Here is a 20,935-nt window from a genome sequence, read left to right as displayed (position 1 = left end):
TAAAACTCCTTTATTCGTTATAACGTAGTATTAATAAATATTGATTCTAGCTTTGTGTTAATATTTTTTACTATATTTGTTACGTAAAAAAATTGCGATCGCATTCATTAATAATAAGATTACTAGGAGTACAATAATACCTGCTGATGCAACGTTTTGGAATTCTGCTTGTGGTAATTTAGACCAGTTATAGATATTCATTGGTAAGGCTTGGAATTGATCAAATATACTTGTGGGCAATGCTAGTAAAACTGATGGAATACCTATTAAAATTAACGGTGCTGTTTCACCTAAGGCGCGAGATAGAGCTAGAATAAACCCAGTTAGTATCCCTGGTATAGCGGCTGGTAATATTACGTTTTTGATTGTTTGCCATTTTGTTGCTCCTAATCCTAATGAGGCCTCTTTAACTGAATTTGGTACGGCTCTAATAGCTTCCTGGCTTGCTACAATTATTACTGGCAAAATTAGTAAGGTCATCGTTAATGCGGCCGCAATTACTGAATTACTTAATGCAAGTGCTGGTACCCCCATGCCTCGAACAAATATCGTTAAACCTAATAAACCAAAAACAACTGAAGGAACACCGGCCAAGTTTGAAATACTTATTTTAATAAATTGAGTGAATACGTTATCACTCGCATATTCTTCTAAATATACGGCTGTACCTACACCTAAAATGATAGAAATAGGTATAATAGTTAGCATGAGCCATATTGTTCCTATTAATCCTCCTTTTACTCCTGCCATTGACGGAGTTGATGAGGAAAAATTAGTTAAAAACGATGGAGTTAAATGACCAGCACCTTTAATTAAGATGTCGAGTAACAAAGCTGCTAATACGAGTAAACCTACCACCGTGCAGCCGAAGAACGCCCATTTATTAATCATATTTATTTTCAAACGACGTCCATTACGTTTGTCAACGGTTTGCTGATTGATTAATATTTTATAGTTGTTACTACTGAATGCGTTATGATCTGTTTGGGTCATATTAATACTCCTCTCTGAAGCGTTTCGAAATCCAATGAGAGACTAAGTTCATAATTAATGTAAATAAGAATAAAGTGAATCCGACGGCGTAAATACTGTAATAAACATCTGAGCCAAATGTAGCATCCCCTGTTGCTATTTGAACGATGTAGCCTGTCATTGTCTGAATTGAACTGGTTAAGTCAAATGAAGCTGAAGGCGTACTACCAGCTGCTAATGATACAATCATTGTTTCGCCAATGGCACGTGAAATTGCTAAGACTATAGATGCCATTATCCCAGAAGTTGCAGCTGGAATAATTACTTTTGTTACTACTTCAAATTTTGTTGCACCCAGTCCGATTGCCCCTTCGCGCATTTTATTCGGTACCGAAGACATGGTATCTTCACTCATGCTTGAAATTAATGGAATAATCATAACACCTACTACTAGACCGGGACTGACAGAGTTAAAACTGCCCAGTACAGGGAATAATTCTCTTAATAAAGGTGTTACGAAAGTTAATGCAAAAAAACCAAAAACAATCGTTGGTATACCCGATAAAATTTCTAAAATAGGTTTGATTATTGCACGTGCTCTTTTTGAAGCGAATTCGCTTAAATAAATAGCTGTGCCTAATCCTAATGGCACGGCAATCAACGTTGCGATAAAAGTAATTTTAAAAGTACCTAAAATAAGTGGCCAAATACCGTATTTTGGTGTCGAAGAAAATGGATTCCACTCATTTGAAAATAAAAATTGCTTAATTGGTACACGAGTAAAAAATGTCACTGTTTCGGATAATAGCGTAACGATAATGCCAATCGTGGTTAAAATTGAAAAAAAAGCAATTGCTCCTAAAATTAAAGGCACAATTTTATCACTTATTCCCCTTTTCTTAGCGTCATTTTTAGCTACCATTTCACTAACAGACATATTAGCTTTTGGCATAATATAACCTTCCTTCTAATTTCCCAAATTAATAAACAGAATTAAAAATAGTGAAGTTTTATCGAATCAACAAGCGATTCGATAAAACTTACTTGAGAGACTATGCGTGTTTAACGGTAGTATGAGCAAACGCTACTATTAACATCGTATATGAAACTTTAAGCAAGTAGATTATTTCTTAGTGTTTTTGTTGCTTTCTTTGTTATCTTTTTTTAAGATTTGATCTAATTTGTGTTGTTGTTTTGTATAATCCTTTTTAGGAAGCGCTACAAATCCGGCACTTTCAGCAGATTTTCCTTCATCTTTTAATATGAATTTAGTGAATGCTTGTAAACCTTTTTGTTCTTTTAATTTTTTCTCGTTCGTGTATGTGAATAATGGTCGGCTTAATGCATACGATCCATCTTGAATTGTTTTCTTCGTTGGTTCAGTTAGTTTCCCGTTATCGTCTTTAATTTTGACTTCTTTTAGTTTGTCTTTATTTTGTTCATAGAAGTTATAGCCGAAATAACCAATACCTTGTTTATTTTTGGCTACTGATTGAACGATTGTATTGGTATCTGCATTTTTCTCTGCATTGATATCGGCTTTGTTCATGATTTCTTCACTGAAGAAGTCGTAAGTACCGTGAGACTGATCAGGTGAAAATGCTTTGATTTTTTTAGCAGGCCATTCTGAATTAACGTCTTTCCATGTTTTAGCTTTACCAGAATAAATTTCTTTTAATTGATTCTTATCTAATTCCTTTACGAAATCATTGTCTTTGTTGACAGCAATTGTTACGCCGTCTTGAGCAATTTTGAATTCATTGTATTTAATTCCTTTTTCTTTAAGTTTTTGTTTTTCTTCCTCTTTAATCGGACGAGAAGCGTTGGAGAAATCTGTATTACCTGCAATGAATTTTTCAAATCCACCGCCAGTACCTGCAGTACTATTTGAAACTGTAACTTTTGGATAATCTTTCGCAAATTTTTCATTTAGTTTTTCAATGATAGGTCCTACTGTTGAAGAGCCATCGCCTTTCACTTTACCTTCAACATCGCTACCTTTACTAGCACCGTTGCTCCCACTACAAGCGCCTAATAATAATGAAGTTCCAATTACCGTTGAACCGATTAATTGCCATTTTTTCATTGAAACATCCTCCTAAATAATTAAAATAACTTTTTGGTTATATGAATTACATGTCTAATGTTACAGGTAGTTTATTAACTACAAATTTATTTAATGTAAATGTTTTGTAAAATATTTGTTTTGGAGATATGAAATGTTTTTTTACTGCACAATAAAAAAACACGTTTCCCAATTATTGAGAAACGTGTTTATATATATTGTGGTGTGATTAGTCCTCTAACCTATTCCATCCCTTTTTAGTTAATTCAATTTTTCCAGTGTCAATATTGATAATTTTATTTTTATAGAGATGGCCAATCGCTCTTTTGAACGAGCCTTTACTCATGTTGAATACTTCTTTTATAGCCTCTGGGCTAGATTTATCCCAAAAAGGAAGCTCCCCATTGTATTCTACAAGTAGGTCGAAAATAATTTGTCCATCTTCATCTAAGCGTTCATGTGATAATGGTAAAAATGAACCGTTAAGCTCGCCTTTTTCATTGTGTCCAATAATACGTACGTTTACTTGTTCTCCTAAACGCGGTTCAGATTTACGTTCTGATTCATGGACAAAAATTTTGTACCCATCTTTAGAAAGTAAAAAGCTCCCTATTCTCAATAATCGATAAGGACGTGCTTCAATAACTTCATTTTGTTTGCTGTCGTCATGAACTGGTGTAAAAGTGTTTTCGACAATCGTTTCTGTAGCAAGTCTTGCAAACATATTATTTTCACTATCGATACGCAAAGTAACGAATAAGTGATCACCGTTTATCGGCCATAAAGTTTTAACTTTAGGTAAATCTTCCCACGGAATGAGTACCTCTCTAGGTAAACCTACATCCACATGTGCACCATCTCTGTCTGTCTTTAATACCTTCACAAAGTCATATTTATCTGTCGTAATATCGGGCATGTTTTGAGTAGCAAATAAATCACCTGAACGATTGGGGTAAATGAAGAAACTATATTCTTCCCCTACTGTTAAGTCGTCTTCTTCTTTAACTTCTGATTGATTTAATTTAACTTCTTCACCATGAGGCCCTTTTAACTTATAAGTGGAACCTTGCAAGCCGACAACTTCTAAAAATTCAATCGTACCTACTATATCTTTTTCTTCTCGTGCCATAATTGTCTCCTTCGCACATATTTATTCTTATACATTATAACATGGTATAGATAATCAAGCATTAACACATTTAACAATGGTCGAAACTAGTGTTTAAGTATGTTATAATTTGTCCGTTAGAATAACGATAAAAGGAGTAAGTGCATGTTACAAGTTACTGATGTAAGTTTACGATTTGGTGATCGTAAATTATTCGAAGACGTAAATATTAAATTTACTGAAGGCAATTGTTACGGATTAATTGGAGCAAATGGTGCAGGTAAATCAACTTTTCTTAAAATACTTTCGGGAGAGTTAGATGCTCAAACGGGTCATGTCTCTATGGGTAAAAATGAACGTTTAGCTGTATTAAAACAAGATCATTTCGCTTATGAAGATGAGCGTGTATTAGATGTTGTTATTAAAGGGCATGAAAGACTTTATGAAGTAATGAAAGAAAAAGATGAAATTTATATGAAACCGGATTTCAATGACGAGGATGGTATTAAAGCTGCAGAATTAGAAGGCGAATTTGCCGAAATGAATGGTTGGAATGCAGAAGCGGATGCAGGTTCCTTGCTATCTGGTTTAGGTATAAGTGCAGATTTACAAGACAAGCATATGTCTGAATTAGAGAATAATCAAAAAGTTAAAGTGTTATTGGCACAAAGTCTATTTGGTGAACCAGACGTATTACTTCTAGACGAACCTACAAATGGTCTTGATATTCCAGCTATTAGTTGGTTAGAGGACTTTTTAATTAATTTCGAAAATACAGTTATTGTTGTGTCTCACGATAGACACTTTTTAAATAATGTATGTACACATATCGCAGACTTAGACTACGGTAAAATTAAAGTTTATGTAGGTAATTATGATTTCTGGTACCAATCTAGTCAATTAGCTATGAAAATGGCACAAGAACAAAACAAGAAAAAAGAAGAAAAAATTAAAGAGTTACAAGATTTCGTTGCACGTTTCTCTGCTAATGCTTCTAAATCAAAACAAGCAACAAGTAGAAAGAAACAGCTTGAAAAAATTGAATTAGATGATATTCAACCATCTTCCCGCAGATATCCATTTGTGAAATTCACACCGGAACGTGAAATCGGTAATGATTTACTCTTTGTTGAAAATGTCTCTAAGACTATTGATGGTGTGAAAGTATTGGATAACATTTCGTTTACTATGAACCCAAATGATAAGGCAGTATTAATTGGTGATAGTGAATTCGCTAAAACGACGTTACTTAAAATTTTAGCTGGCGAAATGGAACCTGACGAAGGCACAGTTAAATGGGGAGTGACAACTTCACAAAGTTACTTCCCTAAAGATAATTCAGATTACTTCGAAGGTATCAATACGAACCTAGTCGACTGGTTAAGACAATATGCTCCTGAGGATGAACAAACTGAAACGTTCTTACGAGGTTTCTTAGGACGTATGTTATTTAGTGGTGAAGAAGTTAAGAAAAAAGCTAGCGTCTTATCAGGTGGTGAAAAAGTACGTTGTATGTTGAGCAAAATGATGCTTTCAAGTGCCAATGTACTATTACTAGACGAACCAACAAACCACTTAGATTTAGAAAGTATTACGGCTGTAAATGATGGCTTAAAATCATTTAAAGGTTCAATCATCTTTACTTCATATGATTTTGAATTCATCAATACGATTGCTAATCGTGTAATTGATTTAAATCAACCAGGTGGCTTATCAAAAGAAGTTTCATACGAGGCATATTTACAAGAAACGGGTGTATTAACTAAGGCTTAAATATCTTGTATTTATGAAAATTAAAAGTCTGAGACCTAAATCTCTTTGACTAACATCAAAAGGCAATTTCTATTTTACTTTAATAGAATTGCCTTTTTGTTAGTTGTAAATGTTGTTTACACATTATTATGAAAATCGTGAATAATAGTAATTAAGAGGAGTTAAAGATGATATAGGTTGAAAATACCCTCAAAAAATCGAGCTATATAAAACAAAGAATTGATCGCTTTATATAATTATAATTGCTATTAGCAACTCCCCCACTTTCTAAATTAAATAAAGACAATAAATCGAAATTATGATTCATCATTTGTTAGGTTTGAAAGCAAGTTAGTTTTAATTTTAAAAATATAATTATATAATAACTTCTAACTTGAAAATTGGAGGACGATAAATTGGAAAATTTAAATATGTTAGATGGACAAGTATTACCAGTTTTAGGATTTGGTACATATAAATTGAACGGAACTCAAGGTGTTCATGCAGTTGTAAATGCACTAAATAACGGTTATCGTTTATTAGATACTGCGTACAACTATGAAAATGAAGGCACTGTAGGTAAAGCTATCGAGAGTAGTCATGTAGCGAGAGATCAAATTATTGTAACTTCTAAATTACCTGGCCGTTATCATGATTATGATTCTGCCATGATTGCTATTCAAGAATCTATTTATCGTCTCAATGTAGATTATATTGATTTATATTTAATTCATTGGCCAAACCCAAAACAAGGCAAATATGTAGAAGCATGGACCGCTTTAATTGCTGCTCAAAAAGCAGGATTAGTAAAATCAATCGGTGTATGTAACTTTCTGCCGGAACATATTGAGACTTTAGAAAAAGAAACTGGTGTATTACCTGCTGTTAACCAAATTGAATTACACCCATTCTTTAACCAAAAAGATGTACTTGAATATCACCAAGAAAAAGGTATCATTATCGAAGCGTGGAGTCCCCTAGGTAGAAACGTAAATATTATGAATCATGAAGTTATTCAACAAATAGCAGATAAATATAATAAAACTACAGTACAAATCATTTTGAAATGGCATATTCAAAATGGTGTGGTCCCTATCCCTAAATCTGCTTCTAATGTTAGACAACTACAAAATATTGATGTTTTCGATTTTTATTTAGAAAGTGAAGATTTGGCTCAAATTGATGCACTTACTAAGGACGATGGTAGACGTAAAGATCAAGATCCTGCAGAATACGAAGAGTTTTAAAGGATTCTATTCGATTATTAAACCTTATAAAAGATTTAATAGTGAAATAGATTTAAATTATCAGTAAATTTAAAAAATTCACATTTGCCGGTTTACAGCATATATCGTTATATGTATAATGTGAAACATAACCAATTTAATAAGAATTAGATGAGGCGCATCAATCATTAGTATTTATTAGAACAAACTACCTGCTAGTAGCTAATTTTGAAAGGGTGAGATGCCGAAGTGACGATAATAGCAGCTTATCGATCATTGGACTTTATGGTTAAGAGCTAAGAGTCTGTCATTATTTTTAAATAATGGAGTGCATCACTTGTATATAAATTACGAGCAAGTTCGCATTCCGAACTTGCTTTTTTTTATATGATTTGTGATTCTCCCCTAGTCATTTGAGGAGGATAAAGTAAGTGAATAGAAGTGTTTTAAAGTTTGGCGGTTCGTCCGTCAGCGATTTTACGAAAATTAGAAATATTGCGGAAATGTTGAAACTTAGAGTTGATAACGGTGAACAGCTTATTGTGGTGGTCAGTGCCATGGGTAAAACCACTGATCAATTAATGGAAAATGTCAGTGCAGTTACTGAAAACCCTAAAGATGAAGAATTGGCATTGTTATTAACTACGGGTGAACAACAAACAGTGTCATACCTTTCCATGATGCTAAATGATTTAGGCGTAAATGCTAAGGCAATGACTGGCTATCAAGCAGGTATTAAAACCGTTGGCCATCATTTGAAAAGTCGTATAGCAGAAATTAATCCTGAAACGTTTAACCAGTCGTTCGAAACGAACGATGTACTTGTGGTAGCAGGTTTCCAAGGTATCAATGATTCATTTGAATTAACGACGTTAGGTCGTGGTGGTTCAGATACAACTGCTGTAGCATTAGCGGCGAGTAATCAAACCCCTTGCGAAATTTACACTGATGTTGACGGTGTTTATGCTACTGACCCAAGACTTTATAAACAAGCCAAACGCCTATCTTACGTTTCTTATGAAGAAATGATGGAAATGAGCGCGCTTGGCGCAGGCGTATTAGAGACAAGAAGTGTAGAACTTGCAAACAATTATGATATCCCTATTTATTTAGGAAGAACTTTATCGAATGTGAAAGGAACATGGATTATGGCACAAGCAGATTTATTAGAGAAAAAAGCAGTAACTGGCGTAGCATTGGATACACATATGATGCATGTGACAATCAGTTACCCGTTACCTGATGACAAGTTATTAACACAATTATTTACTAAACTAGAAGAAGGTTCGGTAAATGTTGATATGATATCTCAAATTGTTAATATAGAAGGATTACAGATGTCATTCACAATTAAAGATACAGATGCAATTCAAATTACTAATATTTTAGAGAAATTGTCAGAAGATTTTAACGCTTTAGACTTCAAGATTAATGAGGAATACGTTAAAATTTCATTAATCGGCTCTGGTATGAGAGATATGTCGGGTGTTGCATCTAAAGCCTTTATGACATTAATCGCTAATAACATTCCCTTTTATCAAACAACAACTTCAGAAATAAGCATTTCTTATGTGATTGATGCTCATAATGGTGAACGTGCAGTTACAAATTTATATGAATCTTTCGATATTTAAACTATAAAATTATGTTAAATGATTACAAAATTTAATTACTGGAGTGTATATAATATGACAAAATTAGCAGTAGCAGGAGCAACAGGATTAGTAGGAAGAAAAATGTTAGAAACACTTGATAGAAAAAATATTTCGTTTGATGAATTAGTATTATTTTCATCAGCTAGATCAGCTGGTGTCGAAGTTGAATTCCAAGGAAAAACTTATACTGTACAGGAATTAACTGAAGAAGCGGCAAGTGAGCACTTTGATTTTGTATTAATGAGTGCAGGAGGAAGTACAAGTGAGCACTTCTCCCCTATTTTTGAGCAAGCGGGCGCAATCGTTATTGATAATTCAAGTCAGTGGAGAATGACAGAAGGTATTGATTTAATTGTGCCAGAAGTAAATGAACCGAAATTAAATCGTAAAATCATTGCCAATCCGAATTGTTCGACAATACAATCAGTAGTACCTTTAAAAGTATTACAAGATGCATATGGTATTGAAAGAGTAGCATATACAACATATCAAGCTGTATCAGGTTCTGGTGTTAAAGGAAAACAAGATTTAGCTGAAGGCGCGAATGGTAAACAACCTGAAGCATATCCTCACCCTATATATAACAATGTATTACCACATATCGATGTGTTTTTAGAAGATGGCTATACTAAAGAAGAACAAAAAATGATTGATGAAACACGTAAAATATTAAAAGAAGACGAGTTAAAAGTTACGGCTACTTGTGTTCGTGTTCCTGTACAAGACAGTCATAGCGTGCACATGAGTGTAACATTGAATAAAGAAACTTCAGTAGAAGCTATACAACAATTATTTGAGCAAGATGACCGTGTCGTACTAGTTGATAATCCAGCAAACAATGAATATCCATTAGCTATTCATTCTACAGGCAGAGACGAAGTGTTCGTCGGACGTATTCGTAGAGATGAGACATTAGATAATACTTTCCATGTATGGTGTACTTCTGACAACTTATTAAAAGGCGCAGCATTGAATGCCGTTCAAATTTTAGAACAAGTAATGAGTCTGAAAGGAGTTAAATAATATGGCACATATTTTTGAAGGTGTAGGCGTAGCATTAACCACTCCATTTACACATAATGAAATCGATTATATTGCACTAAGAAAGCATGTAAACTATTTGATAGATAACAATGCAAAATCAATTGTGGTTAATGGTACAACAGCTGAAAATCCTACCTTAACAGAAGATGAAAAAAATCAAGTTTTAGAAGAAGTCGTAAATACAGTAAATGGCAGAATTCCTGTAATAGCAGGCACGGGTACCAACAATACACAGAAATCAATTCAAGCCTCTGTTAAAGCAAGAGAGCTTGGCGCAGATGCGATTATGTTAATCACACCGTATTATAATAAAACCAATCAACGTGGTTTAATCCAACATTTTACTACTATCGCAGATGCAGCGAAATTGCCAGTCGTACTATACAACGTCCCTTCTCGTACGAATATGACGATTGAAGTAGATACAGTAGTTGAATTAAGCAAAAATGAATACATTGTTGCATTAAAAGATGCTACAAATGATTTTGATTATTTAGCAACACTTCAACAAAAATTAGATTTAGATAACTTTGCTTTATATAGCGGTAATGATGATAATATTGTTCGTTATTTCAATGATGGCGGCCATGGTGTTATTTCAGTAATAGCTAATGTCATTCCTAAAGCAATTCAAAATTTATACGAAACAAGTCAACAAAATGATGATGTCGAAGCATTATATCAACCCATTGGAACACTATTAGATGCGCTTTCTGTTGATGTAAATCCAATACCTATCAAAGTTTTAACGACTGTTGAAGGATTTGGAAATTATGAAGTACGCCTTCCTTTAGTTACTTTAGAGGACGATGATAGAAAAGCTTTAGAAGATGCATATAATCAATACAAAGCAGGTGACAACGTATGAAGATACTTCTAATCGGTTATGGTGCTATGAATGAACGTGTAGCAAGATTAGCTGAAGAAAAAGGACATAAAATCACTGGTGTTGTAGTTAGGGATAGTAGCAAATCATATCCCTACCCTACTTTTGAAAAAATTTCAGAAGCAAACGAAGCTGATGTAGCCATTGATTTCTCAAACCCTGAATTATTATTACCATTACTAGATGATTCTTTTGAACTCCCTTTAGTTATTGCGACTACTGGTGAAAAAGAAACTATTATTAGTAAATTAAAAGAGTTAAGTAAACGTATGCCTGTATTTTTCAGTGCAAATATGAGTTACGGTGTTCATGCGCTTACTAAAATTTTAGAAGCCGCAGTACCACTTTTACAGGATTATGATATTGAATTGACAGAAGCACATCATAATAAAAAAGTAGATGCACCTAGTGGTACCTTAGTTAAACTATATGATGTAATTGAATCATTAAGAGATAAAACGTCGCCAGTCTATGACCGCCACGAAAACACAGAAAAAAGAAAGCCTGAAGAAATTGGCATTCATGCTAAACGTGGTGGTACTATAGTAGGTGAACACGAAGTATTATTTGCTGGTATCGATGAAACGATCGAAATTACTCATCGCGCACAATCAAAAGATATTTTTGCTAATGGAGCCATTAGTGCAGCAGAAAGATTAATCAACAAGTCAAATGACTTCTATACATTTGATAATTTATAAACAATAAGGAGCTTACAAAATTATGGTACAAAATTTATCAGCAGAAGAAATTATTCAATATATTAGTGACGAAAAAAAATCAACACCTTTGAAAGTATATGCAAATGGTAACTTTGCAAATACAACTTTCCCAGAATCATTTAAAGTATTCGGTTCAGAGGATTCAAAAGTAATTTTTTGTGAAGCAGATGAATGGAAAACATTTTACGACAATAACCAAGACAGCATAGAAGAATTAGAAATTGAAATGGATCGTCGAAATTCAGCTATTCCATTAAAAGACTTAACAAACACAAACGCTCGTATTGAGCCAGGTGCATTTATTAGAGAACAAGCTACTATTGAAGACGGTGCTGTTGTAATGATGGGTGCTACAATTAATATTGGCGCTGTTGTTGGTGAAGGAACGATGATTGATATGAATGCTACTTTAGGTGGCAGAGCAACGACAGGTAAAAATGTGCACGTTGGTGCTGGTTCAGTGCTAGCAGGTGTTATTGAGCCACCAAGTGCTTCTCCAGTTATCATTGAAGACGATGTATTAATTGGTGCTAATGCAGTGATTCTTGAAGGTGTTACAGTTGGACAAGGCGCAATTGTTGCAGCTGGTGCAATCGTAACGCAAGACGTGCCTGCAGGAGCTGTAGTAGCTGGTACACCAGCAAAAGTAATTAAACAAACGAGTGAAGTAGAAGATTCAAAACGTGAAATTGTATCTGCTTTAAGAAATTTAAATAACTAATTTATAGTTATTAGCTTTAATAGGAGGACTGAGACACGTCAGTAGCTGATACTATAAGATACATTGACAATAAAGTCACCATGTATCTTATAAAATGACTGTTTCTTCCTCCTCTTTTTATTATAAAATTTTCATACATATAATTATTTACAGAGTGAGACTAACTTATTTATAAAGGAAATGATAATGATGAATGAACAAGAATTTGTAACAAAACATAGACGTTATCTACATCAACATCCAGAGTTAAGTTTACATGAATTTGAAACAACAAAATATATTGCTTCTTTTTTAGATGAACTAGGCGTAAAGTATGAGCGCCCTTTAGAAACAGGATTGATCGCATATCTGCCTGGTAATGGTGAAAAAACAATTGCCTTCCGTGCTGATATAGACGCTCTTCCTATATTTGAAGAAAACGATGTTAATTATAGAAGTTTGAATGACAATGTTATGCATGCATGTGGACATGATGGTCATACGACTGCGTTAATGTTATTTGTTCGTCGTTGTAAGGAGTGGTCAGATCAAGGACAACTACCTCAAAACGTAGTCTTTATTTTCCAACCAGCTGAAGAAACTGGCGGCGGTGCCAATAGACTAATCAAAGCTAATGCATTTGAAAATTACCCTATTGAAGCTGTATTTGGTATTCATGTAATGCCATTTGTTGAGGAAGGTTCAGTTGCGATTCGAGATGAGGAAATTACAGCAAGTGCTACAGAATACCGTTTTTATTTAAACGGTTTATCGAGCCATGTTGCCGACAAAGAACAAGGTCATTCTTGTGGTGAAGCGCTACAACATGTATTATCTCAAGTCGGTAATATTCAGCAATATCACTTAAACGGTTTGAAAAGAAATATTGTACATATGGGTCGATTTGAAGCGGGTGAAGCTATTAACACTGTGCCAAGTAATGGCTATTTGGAAGGTACAATACGTACTTATGATGAAAACGACTTAGCCATTGTTAAAGAACAAATGTTTAAAATAGCTGATAGCGTAAAATCATTATTTAATGTTGAATGTGAAGTAGACTTTGCTGAAGGTTATCCACCTACTTATAATAGCCCTAAATTAAGAAATAACGTAGAAAACGCATTAAAAAATGCTGAATTAAAAGTTATAGATAAAACAACGCCTTATCTTTTCGGTGAAGATTTTAGTTTCTATAGTCAATTAGCGCCTAGTTATTTTGTGTTTGTTGGCACTAAAGATGAAGCTAAAGGTTATGTAACCGGTTTACATACTTCACATTTAAATTTTAATGAATATATGTTGATTAAAGTTGCTGATTATTATCAACAAATACTATTTAATTATGATGAGGTGTAAGAGATGACAGCAATTTGGTCGGTAGACAAACAAACTTTTTTAAACAACGTTCAAACTGTTAAACAACAAAATAATATTATGGCAGTCGTTAAAAATAACGCTTACCACTATGGATTAGAATTTGCCGTAGAACAATTTTTAACAGCGGGTATTGATACTTTTAGTACGACCTCTTTGAAAGAAGCCGTTAGAGTGAGAAAAATCGCGCCAAATGCAACGATATTTTTAATGAACGCCGTATATGAATTTGAACCATTAAGAACATACAACATTGAAATGACTTTACCTTCCCTATCATATTATTACAATCATTATGAAGATTTGGCTGGTATTAAAATTCATTTGGAATATGAAAATTTATTACATCGTTCCGGATTGAAAAATATAAACGAAATCATTGAAGTGTTAGAGCATCATCACAGCAATACTAATACAGAGAAAATGATTATTAATGGCCTGTGGACTCACTTCGGATACGCTGATGAATTTGGGGTTCCTGATTATGAACAAGAAAAAGAAGCGTGGTTACAGGTCGTAGATACTGTGCTTGCTGCAGGTTATTCATTTAATATGATACATGCACAAAATAGTGCTAGTTATTACCGTGAAGACGGTATATTACCACAACATACACATGCAAGAGTAGGCATTGCGTTATATGGTTCTAGACCGTATAGTACGGTAGATGAACAAGATATTGTGCAATCTTTAACGGTTAAAGGTAATGTAATTCAAATTAGAGAAGTTCAACAAGGACAATATTGTGGTTATAGTTTTGCTTTTGAAGCAGTTAAAGATAACACCAAACTTGCAGTTGTCGATATCGGTTATGGTGACGGAATATTAAAAGCACGTGCACAGCATGAAGCAATTATAAATGGTAAGCGATATCCTATTAGAGCTTTAATGATGAGTCATATGTTTGTAGAAGTTGACGATACGATAAATGCACAAGACGAAGTAATACTATATAATAATGATATACGTGTCGATGAATTTACGTTTAAAGGTGTGGGGGCAAACTCAGAACAATTAAGCGCAATGAACCATGATTCATTAATAAAGGAGTATAGATAATTATGACTGTAGAATATAACGCATACGGCGAACTATCGATGGGAGGCACGAGTCTTAAAACTGTTGCACAAAGTTTTGGCACGCCTACTATTGTTTACGATGAAACACAAATTAGAACACAGATGCAACGCTATCATGAAGCTTTTAAGCAAAGTGGTTTAAAATATAACATTTCATATGCTTCAAAGGCATTTACTTGTATTCAAATGGTTAAGCTTGTTGAAGAAGAAAACTTAGAATTAGATGTTGTCTCTGAAGGAGAATTATATACAGCACTTGAGGCTGGTTTTGATCCTAGTCATATTCATTTTCACGGCAATAATAAAACAAAGCGAGAAATTCAATATGCACTAGAAAATAAAGTTGGTTATATCGTTATTGATTCATTAGATGAAATCGATATTATTAATAAATATGCTTCTGAAACAGTCAATGTAGTATTACGTTTAAATCCTGGTGTAGAAGCTCATACACACGAGTTTATTCAAACTGGTCAAGAAGATAGTAAATTTGGTTTATCTATTAAACATGGCTTAGCAATTAAAGGTGTAGAAGCGGTAAATAATGCGGATAAATTAAATTTAAAAGGTGTTCATTTCCATGTTGGTTCTCAAATTGAAGGTACTGAAGCGATGATTGAAACTGCTAAAATGGTTATTAATTGGTTAAGTGAACAAGAAATTAAAGTTGAGCTAATAAACTTAGGTGGTGGCTTTAGTATTAAATACGTTGAGGGAGATGTAAGTTTTCCTATTGAAGATGGTATCGCAGAAATTACGACAGCGATTAAAACAATTGCTAAAGAAGTAAACTACCCTATTCCTGAAATTGGCATCGAACCTGGACGTTCTATCGTCGGCGAAGCAGGTATTACATTATACGAAGTTGGCACTATCAAGGAAATACCTAATGTTAATAAGTACGTTTCTGTAGATGGTGGTATGAGTGATCATATCAGAACTGCATTATATGACGCTAGTTATGAAGCATTACTTGTTAATCGAAATGAAGAAGCAGATGAAACTGTAACACTTGCTGGTAAATTATGCGAATCTGGTGATATTATTATAAAAAATGCGAAGTTACCTTCTTCAATAAGCAGAGGAGACTTTATTGCTATTTTATCAACTGGAGCTTATCACTATTCTATGGCATCAAATTATAATCAAATGCAAAAGCCTTCAGTATTTTTCTTGAAAGATGGTAAAGCTAGAGAAGTGATTAAAAGACAATCATTAAGACAATTAATTATTAATGATACTAAATAAAATAAAAACCGTTACTTTTATTATAAAAAAGTAACGGTTTTATTATAAATTAAATTATTTTTAATTTAAAAATATGAAAAAAAAGAACCTTTACAACAAGGTTCTTTAATTAGTCAATAAACTAAATCTATGATTATAGTTTTACAACGTTTGCAGCTTGAGGACCGCGGTCGCCTTCAACTACTTCAAATTCTACTGATTGACCTTCTTCTAATGATTTGTAACCTTCTTGGTTAATTGCTGAGAAGTGTACGAATACGTCGTTTTCTCCTTCAACTTCGATAAAACCAAATCCTTTTTCAGCGTTAAACCATTTAACTGTACCTTGTTTCATAATTGTGAAACCTCCAAGACTAAAATTCTTTCAATATGCGTTATTCGCATATTACAAAAAATACGGTTTCACAGTTGATGCTGTACAGACAATATTCTTTGCAATATGGAATAAAACTATTGCTTAATTGCTAGTATACGTGAATTGAATACAAAATGCAATACATTATTGAAAAAATTCATTCAATCAATTATTGGAAGATTATAATAAACATTATTATTATTTAATACAATAAAACTATAGAATATTTGTAGATTTTCATCACAATCCTCACAAAAACCTAATTCACAATTATTATAAAAAGCATGTATATTGTATTTTCCAATTAAATAATTATCGTAATCTTCTTTGCATTTGCGAATTTTATATTGATATTTATTTAACATTTCATCATAAGTATCATAATTATCACGTTCTACTATATTATCAGCCCAATCACTAAATAGCCACCATCCTTCATAATCAGCTCTTATTTTAGTTATTGTCCACATGATATGCAGTCCTCCCTTTACGATGATTTAAATTAATTTATAGTTGCAAAAGTTTAATTCAAACTTTGTAAAGTAATGACTCGATTATTCGAAAAATATTAATTACAAAATTAAATATGTAAACGTATCCCGAAAAATTACTCCGTGTGTAATATTTTAACTTTATCACATGTAAAATCAAGTTTTACGTCTCATACTTTTGACTGGTAAAGTTAACGTTGTGTATGTTAAATATTAGTTTTGTGAACTTAAATTGCGTATAATGTCAATAAGAGGTGATTTTGTATGCAACGTAAACACATTAAAGTATTTGGAATGGTACAAGGTGTTGGTTTTCGTTTTTATACAGACCGATTAGCACTTAAATATAATATTACTGGTACAGTTCAAAATGTAGAAGATTTTGTAGACATTTATGCTCAAGGAGACGAAACAGAAATTGAGGCATTTACCGAAGCCGTTATTAAAGGTGCTTCCCCTTCCTCTCAAGTCGATGACTACACCATTGAAGACTTAGAAATAGATCAAGATTTAAAACAATTTAAAACAATTTAAATATAAAGGAAGATGAAATTTGAGATACAATATTTCTCGTGTTTTGGGGACTGTTGTCGCTTTTCCAATTGCTGTCATAGTATGGTTTGTTAGCATTTTTGCTTTAGATATACAATTTATTTTTGATATTTTAATCTCAATTGCTGCTTTCTTGGGGGGTTACTTTCCTACTCAACGTTTGTCATCGAGAAAATACTTACATGAGATAGGATTATCACGTAGAGATTATCATTTCGTAAATAATCAACTGAACCATGCTCAAGATAAAATAAGACGGATTTTAAAAGTTTTTGTTAACGTAAGGTCAATTAAAGATTTTCGACAAGTCAGCGATATTTATCGAATCTCACGAGCAATTTATTTTGCAGTTAAACAACAACCTTCAAAATTTTTCTTAGTAGAGAGTTTCTTTTATTCTCATATAGATAATGCACTTAATTTAATAGAATCTTATACGAGACTTTCTAAATCTCCGAAAAAGACACAGGAAGAAAAGCAAAAACTCGAACAAACACGTATTACATTAGATGAAGTGAATCGTACGTTGATAGCAGATTTGAAAAGAATCAATGAAGATGACTATCAAAAGTTAAATATAGAGATGGAATTAAATAAAATGGAACAAAAAAGACGCAAATAATACTAAATTTTAATATTTAGAAACGGAGCGAAGTAATATGTCTAGAGAACAAGATTATTTAAATGCTCATCCGTTTGACTCATACATCGATGAGCAAAACGCTAATGAACATGAGATCCTCGATAGTAAACAACAACAATTCTCTCAAGCGGAACAGCAAAAGATTCAAAAGTTAAGTCAATCGATTACCCCCTTAGATAACGAAGCATTGTTAAATTTTGGGACAGATGCCCAATCTAATATGTCTCAATTCTCACATCGTATATTAAACGATGTGAGAACATCAGATGTCGGACCAGTTGGTGATACTTTAGATAGTTTAATGTCTAAATTAAAATCTGTTAATCCAGACGAATTAAATCCAGAAAACCAATCTAAATTAAAGCGTATTTTTAAAAGAACAAAAGCATCGATTAATGAAGTGTTTTCTAAAATGCAGTCAGTCGGTTCACAAATTGACCGCATTTCACTAGAGCTAGACAAGCACAAAGGAAATTTAAAAAAAGATATTGATCTATTAGATGAATTATATAATCAAAACAAAGACTACTTTGACGATTTAACGTTATATATTGAAGCTGCAAAGCAAAAAAAGCATGCTATTGAGCAACACGACTTACCTCAATTACAAGAACAAGCTAAACAATCATCGAACCAAATGGATGTTCAAGAAGCGTCGGATATGAGCCAATTCGTTGAGCGACTTGATAAAAGAATCTATGATTTACAATTATCTCGACAAATTGCAATCCAAACCGCCCCTCAAATTAGAATGATACAAAATGTAAATCAGGCCTTAGCAGAAAAAATACAAAGTTCAATATTGACAAGTATTCCTTTATGGAAAAACCAAATGTCTATCGCTTTAACGCTCATGCGTCAGAGAAACGCTGTATCAGCTCAAAAAGCAGTTACCGATACAACGAATGAATTATTGATTAAGAACTCATCATTGCTTAAACAGAATGCTGTGGAGACAGCCACTGAAAATGAACGCGGCGTCGTAGATATAGAAACGTTAAAAACAACGCAAAGTGACATTATTGAAACCATTGAACAAACATTACAAATACAAAAGCAAGGACGTCAAAAACGTCAACAAGCTGAAGGTGAATTATCAGAGCTTGAAGGAGAATTAAAACGACAATTATTAGATTTAAAAGATGACAAACAATAGTTAAATGTTAATTAAATATACAAAAGCCATTCGATGATTTTACATTGTATGGCTTTTGTATAGTGATACTGTGTGCTATAACTCGCTTGGCTAGAAACGGCCTTACTCTTTAGTCTTTGGTAACTACTGTTTCTTCAGTCATCTCGCCATAAATATTAGAATACTTTGATTGCTTTACCTACCACAGGTACTGCTAGAAGCCCCCCCCTACCTACCTTAAATTTATAACTCAACTTACACTTCCTTTTAAAGTGATTTTTGGTTTTATTCGAAGGTCAGCTAGAAGAATAAATAAGGACTAACTTGGAATTGTTATTCCCTTAATGATACTAACTATAAGAAAAATATTAGCTTAATGTGCAATGAAATTTTATAAAAAAGAAAACGTCAATTTCTATATTATTTTAATAGAAATTGACGTTTTACTTTAGTCAGAGTTATATATGTCTCAGGCTTTTCTTGTAGTTCTTATAGATGTTTATATCTCATTGTTGTAAATTATTATTCTTTTTCATAGACGATAGGTTTTTCATTTTTAACAAATATTGAAACAATATAACCAATGATTGTAAACACTACTGCAACTGGAAACCATTCTAATGAATATTGTTTTAAAGGTAGTGCTTGAATAAAACTCATCTTAATCCAACCTTGACTATCTATAATACTTAAAATAGCTACAATTGAAACTACTGCAACGGGAATACGTTGAGCAATGGGTTTAGTTGGGAATAATCTAGCAAGTAAGATTAATAATACAGAAGTAATTGCAATTGGGTATACTACACTCAATACAGGTACCGACATCTTAATTACTGAGTTCAATCCTTGATTTGCTAAAATAAAACTAATAATTGTAAAAATAATAACGTATACTTTGTACGGAATTTTAGGTAAAATACGATTGAAATATTCTGAAACTGAGACGATTAAACCACATGCTGTTGTTAAACATGCAAGTGCTACAATAATCCCTAATAAGTATTTACCAAATATGCCGTAACCCGTACTTGCAATTGTTGTTAATAAGTATGTACCGATGTTTTGATCTTTGGCAGCTAAACTATTTAATTTAGCTTGTGATACATCCATATGGTTACCTATAAAACCTAGTGAAATGTAAATAAATAATAATGCAACTGCAGCAATAACCCCTGCCATAATTGTTTGTTTTAAAATCTTATTAGCATGTACAACGCCGGTAGCTTTAACTGCGTTTACAACAATCATTGAAAATGCGATAGCTGCTATTGCATCCATCGTTAGATAACCGTTAGTAAAACCTTGTGAGAAACCAGCTAAGTTTGAAGTATAAGCTTCAGAAGCCTTACTTGCACTGTTACCACCAAAATCTACAAAGCCTTTAATGATCATAGCTAAAATTGTTAATAATAATAATGGTGTTAATAAAGATCCTACACGATCAACCATTTTAGATGGGTTGATACATAAATATAATACGATTAAAAAGTATATAGCAGTGAAAATAAATAATGATATATTTCCACTCGTGTGTGCAATTGGTGTTACTGTCATTTCAAAGGATGTAGATGCAGTACGAGGTATTGCAAATAAAGGCCCAATTGTTAAGTAAATGACAATTAAAAATATTATTGAAAATTTAGGCGAAATTTTATTTAAAGAACCGATATAACCTTGTTTGTCTACTGCTCCTATAATTACTCCCAATAATGGTAATCCAATACCAGTTAACGAAAATGCTAAGATTGATGGCCAAAAGAAATGGCCGCTATCCAAACCTAAGCTTGGTGGGAAAATAAGGTTACCCGCACCAAAGAACATTGCAAATAACGTGAAACCTATAATCCATGTATTTTTGTTCATAATTAATACTCCTTCAATTTATCCAAAAATATAATATTCATTATTCTATCATGGTTTGA

General features: G+C 33.0%; 20 protein-coding genes and 1 riboswitch. Of the genes, 13 read left to right on the top strand and 7 right to left on the bottom strand.

What is annotated here, in order from left to right:
• Positions 1-57 precede the first annotated feature (57 nt).
• From pstA to cvfB, 4 genes are all read right to left on the bottom strand, one after another.
• Positions 58-993 carry a phosphate ABC transporter permease PstA gene (gene pstA / locus ISP02_RS06850; RefSeq protein WP_195720840.1) on the bottom strand — a complete coding sequence of 312 codons (936 nt, stop codon included), beginning with the start codon at positions 991-993 and terminating at the stop codon, positions 58-60.
• A 1-nt stretch (position 994) separates the two neighbouring features.
• Positions 995-1,909, bottom strand: coding sequence for a phosphate ABC transporter permease subunit PstC (pstC, locus tag ISP02_RS06845; RefSeq protein WP_408020146.1), 915 nt, complete (start codon positions 1,907-1,909; stop codon positions 995-997).
• Positions 1,910-2,095: 186 nt separating this feature from the next.
• Positions 2,096-3,058 carry a PstS family phosphate ABC transporter substrate-binding protein gene (locus ISP02_RS06840; protein ID WP_195720838.1) on the bottom strand — a complete coding sequence of 321 codons (963 nt, stop codon included), beginning with the start codon at positions 3,056-3,058 and terminating at the stop codon, positions 2,096-2,098.
• Positions 3,059-3,266: 208 nt separating this feature from the next.
• The gene (gene cvfB, locus ISP02_RS06835; RefSeq protein ID WP_195720837.1) at positions 3,267-4,166 is read right to left on the bottom strand and encodes an RNA-binding virulence regulatory protein CvfB; all 900 of its coding nucleotides are present in this window, start codon (positions 4,164-4,166) and stop codon (positions 3,267-3,269) included.
• A 144-nt stretch (positions 4,167-4,310) separates the two neighbouring features.
• On the opposite strand from cvfB, the gene ISP02_RS06830 reads away from it, so the two are divergent.
• The 10 genes from ISP02_RS06830 (at position 4,311) to lysA (ending at position 15,834) form a co-directional block, all read left to right on the top strand.
• Entirely contained in the window at positions 4,311-5,918 is a 1,608-nt protein-coding gene (locus ISP02_RS06830) for an ABC-F family ATP-binding cassette domain-containing protein (RefSeq protein ID WP_195720836.1), read from the top strand.
• Positions 5,919-6,313: 395 nt separating this feature from the next.
• The gene (locus ISP02_RS06825) at positions 6,314-7,144 is read left to right on the top strand and encodes an aldo/keto reductase (RefSeq protein WP_195720835.1); all 831 of its coding nucleotides are present in this window, start codon (positions 6,314-6,316) and stop codon (positions 7,142-7,144) included.
• A gap of 142 nt (positions 7,145-7,286) precedes the next feature.
• A riboswitch (Lysine riboswitch) is annotated at positions 7,287-7,465 on the top strand.
• Positions 7,466-7,554: 89 nt separating this feature from the next.
• Positions 7,555-8,757 carry an aspartate kinase gene (locus ISP02_RS06820; RefSeq protein ID WP_195720834.1) on the top strand — a complete coding sequence of 401 codons (1,203 nt, stop codon included), beginning with the start codon at positions 7,555-7,557 and terminating at the stop codon, positions 8,755-8,757.
• Between the two features lie 54 nt (positions 8,758-8,811).
• Positions 8,812-9,801, top strand: coding sequence for an aspartate-semialdehyde dehydrogenase (locus tag ISP02_RS06815; RefSeq protein ID WP_195720833.1), 990 nt, complete (start codon positions 8,812-8,814; stop codon positions 9,799-9,801).
• A gap of 1 nt (position 9,802) precedes the next feature.
• Positions 9,803-10,690, top strand: a complete 888-nt coding sequence (gene dapA / locus ISP02_RS06810; RefSeq protein ID WP_195720832.1) for a 4-hydroxy-tetrahydrodipicolinate synthase — start codon at positions 9,803-9,805, stop codon at positions 10,688-10,690.
• Positions 10,687-11,409 (top strand): 4-hydroxy-tetrahydrodipicolinate reductase, encoded by a 723-nt coding sequence (gene dapB, locus ISP02_RS06805; protein WP_195720831.1) that lies wholly within the window; start codon positions 10,687-10,689, stop codon positions 11,407-11,409. Before dapA ends, dapB begins: the two co-directional genes overlap by 4 nt.
• A gap of 22 nt (positions 11,410-11,431) precedes the next feature.
• The gene (gene dapD, locus ISP02_RS06800) at positions 11,432-12,151 is read left to right on the top strand and encodes a 2,3,4,5-tetrahydropyridine-2,6-dicarboxylate N-acetyltransferase (protein WP_195720830.1); all 720 of its coding nucleotides are present in this window, start codon (positions 11,432-11,434) and stop codon (positions 12,149-12,151) included.
• Between the two features lie 189 nt (positions 12,152-12,340).
• Positions 12,341-13,489: a M20 metallopeptidase family protein gene (locus ISP02_RS06795; RefSeq protein ID WP_195721840.1), complete on the top strand. Its 1,149-nt coding sequence runs from the start codon at positions 12,341-12,343 to the stop codon at positions 13,487-13,489.
• Positions 13,490-13,492: 3 nt separating this feature from the next.
• Positions 13,493-14,566: an alanine racemase gene (locus ISP02_RS06790; protein WP_195720829.1), complete on the top strand. Its 1,074-nt coding sequence runs from the start codon at positions 13,493-13,495 to the stop codon at positions 14,564-14,566.
• Between the two features lie 2 nt (positions 14,567-14,568).
• Positions 14,569-15,834, top strand: a complete 1,266-nt coding sequence (lysA, locus tag ISP02_RS06785; protein WP_195720828.1) for a diaminopimelate decarboxylase — start codon at positions 14,569-14,571, stop codon at positions 15,832-15,834.
• Positions 15,835-15,967: 133 nt separating this feature from the next.
• Here lysA and cspA read toward each other — a convergent pair whose 3' ends face one another.
• Together cspA and msaA are read right to left on the bottom strand one after the other, a co-directional pair.
• The gene (gene cspA, locus ISP02_RS06780) at positions 15,968-16,168 is read right to left on the bottom strand and encodes a cold shock protein CspA (protein WP_001831260.1); all 201 of its coding nucleotides are present in this window, start codon (positions 16,166-16,168) and stop codon (positions 15,968-15,970) included.
• A 182-nt stretch (positions 16,169-16,350) separates the two neighbouring features.
• Positions 16,351-16,659, bottom strand: a complete 309-nt coding sequence (gene msaA, locus ISP02_RS06775) for a regulatory protein MsaA (protein WP_195720827.1) — start codon at positions 16,657-16,659, stop codon at positions 16,351-16,353.
• A gap of 285 nt (positions 16,660-16,944) precedes the next feature.
• Between msaA and ISP02_RS06770 the strand changes: the two genes are divergently transcribed.
• From ISP02_RS06770 to ISP02_RS06760, 3 genes are read left to right on the top strand one after another with little or no spacing between them, the layout of a single operon-like run.
• Entirely contained in the window at positions 16,945-17,214 is a 270-nt protein-coding gene (locus tag ISP02_RS06770) for an acylphosphatase (protein WP_195720826.1), read from the top strand.
• Between the two features lie 19 nt (positions 17,215-17,233).
• Positions 17,234-17,854 carry a 5-bromo-4-chloroindolyl phosphate hydrolysis family protein gene (locus ISP02_RS06765; RefSeq protein WP_195720825.1) on the top strand — a complete coding sequence of 207 codons (621 nt, stop codon included), beginning with the start codon at positions 17,234-17,236 and terminating at the stop codon, positions 17,852-17,854.
• A gap of 37 nt (positions 17,855-17,891) precedes the next feature.
• Positions 17,892-19,031, top strand: coding sequence for a toxic anion resistance protein (locus tag ISP02_RS06760; RefSeq protein ID WP_195720824.1), 1,140 nt, complete (start codon positions 17,892-17,894; stop codon positions 19,029-19,031).
• A gap of 501 nt (positions 19,032-19,532) precedes the next feature.
• Here ISP02_RS06760 and brnQ3 read toward each other — a convergent pair.
• Positions 19,533-20,876 carry a branched-chain amino acid-like transporter carrier protein BrnQ3 gene (brnQ3, locus tag ISP02_RS06755; RefSeq protein ID WP_195720823.1) on the bottom strand — a complete coding sequence of 448 codons (1,344 nt, stop codon included), beginning with the start codon at positions 20,874-20,876 and terminating at the stop codon, positions 19,533-19,535.
• Positions 20,877-20,935: the final 59 nt, after the last annotated feature.

This window comes from Staphylococcus durrellii, assembly GCF_015594545.1.
Taxonomy (GTDB): domain Bacteria; phylum Bacillota; class Bacilli; order Staphylococcales; family Staphylococcaceae; genus Staphylococcus; species Staphylococcus durrellii.
This window is presented reverse-complemented; position numbering and strand designations above follow the sequence as displayed.